The sequence below is a fragment of the Nitrososphaera sp. genome (assembly GCF_050748925.1).
Taxonomy (GTDB): domain Archaea; phylum Thermoproteota; class Nitrososphaeria; order Nitrososphaerales; family Nitrososphaeraceae; genus Nitrososphaera.
This window is the reverse complement of sequence record NZ_JBOGQF010000238.1, coordinates 1-1,353: the sequence shown is the minus strand read 5'-3', so window position 1 is coordinate 1,353 and position 1,353 is coordinate 1. Positions and strand designations below refer to the sequence as shown.

The following is a 1,353-nucleotide window of genomic DNA, read 5'->3' as shown; positions in this document are numbered from 1 at the left end:
CATGGCGGTAGGTATGGCTGACGGCAATTTAAGCCTCCCGACTAGCCGCCGGCATTTTCGCCGCTGAACGCGAGGCTGTCCTGGTAGGTGTTTATCAGCTCGTTTATGACATAGCTGTGGTCGATGTCTCGCTTTTTGTCGTGCATCATGTCCTTCATTATGGACTCGAGCCTCCTGTACGTATGGTCGTCCAGAGTCAGCGTCTTCATGATTCATCGTGCGCGCTGGAAGAATATCTAGTTTCAGATCAGGACAGACGTAAGGTACATGACCAGCATGCCGGCCGCTATACCTCCCACCACGGGCCCGCTCAGGAATTTGCCGCTCTTGCCGGCGAACTTGAATATCGCGACCACGACCTGGAAGACCGCGCCTGCGCCCACGGACAGAAAGACTATGGACGCAACCGGCGACGCCACAAAGCCGCCTATCCACGTGCCGGCTATTGCAGGCGCCCCTGCGATGAGCCCGAGCAGCACAAGTCTCAGGATCTTGGGCCTTTCGCGGGCAAGTGGAGCGACGATTGCGAGCCCCTCCGTGGTGTTGTGTACGGCAAACCCGATTATCAGAAACGTGCTGAGCGCCACTTGGCCGGCAACCATCGCGGCGCCTATGGCCAGCCCCTCGCCGAGGTTGTGCAGGCCGATGCCCACTGCAATCATCAATGAAACCGCAAACGCGCCTGCAACCTGCTGCCGCTTGCCCCCAGCCAGCTTTTCAGAAACGTAGAGGAGCGCCACGAATGATATCACGGTCACGGTCGCGATGAGCACCTGGCCTCCAAACGCGCCTGGCACTCTTTCTGCAGATATCTCGTTTGCCTCGACGAGCGCGTCTATGCCCAGGAACAGGAGCAGGCCGGCCGTGAGGCTCAAAAAGAACATGTACTTGGCACTTGACAGTCGGCGCAGGAACGGGAGCCAGAGGAGCCCGATGAGCACAGGGATTATGCCGACGTATGTGCCGATGAGCGCAAAGAACGACACCTGATCCGCGCTGGGCTTTGGCGTGGGCGCCGCAGCAGCCACAGCGGTCGCAAACCGGGTGCCGTCTGACGTCGTCACCCCAATCTCGTAGGGCTGCGCCTCCACCCAGTCAAACGGGATTATTACCCGGGCTTCTGCAAACCTCTCCAGCGACCTTGACGGTTCGACTGCCGCGGGCACTATCCGGTCGTTCACGTCCGCCATGGATATCTCGACTGCCTGAGGGCCCGTGTTGCGCACATAAGCAGTTATCAATTTGTCGCCAAACTCGATCCGCTCTATTGTCACATCAGGGAGCGGTACTCCCATGTTCAGGATGCTGTTGCCGGGCCACAGCAGGAACGCTATCAGGGCCGCAAGTATCACG

2 protein-coding genes are annotated in these 1,353 nt (G+C 59.1%); both read right to left on the bottom strand.

Annotated features, from left to right (window positions below; all coding sequences use genetic code 11):
* Window positions 1-41: 41 nt before the first annotated feature.
* Window positions 42-209 (bottom strand): hypothetical protein, encoded by a 168-nt coding sequence (locus ACREAY_RS11915; RefSeq protein WP_431755984.1) that lies wholly within the window; start codon window positions 207-209, stop codon window positions 42-44.
* Window positions 210-242: 33 nt separating this feature from the next.
* Window positions 243-1,352 carry a ZIP family metal transporter gene (locus ACREAY_RS11910; RefSeq protein ID WP_431755983.1) on the bottom strand — a complete coding sequence of 370 codons (1,110 nt, stop codon included), beginning with the start codon at window positions 1,350-1,352 and terminating at the stop codon, window positions 243-245.
* Window position 1,353 lies beyond the last annotated feature (1 nt).

Coding starts and splice junctions, on each gene's coding strand:
- ACREAY_RS11915 (WP_431755984.1), bottom strand. CDS start 209: ATGAAGACGCTGACTCTGGACGACCATACGTACAGGAGGCTCGAGTCC.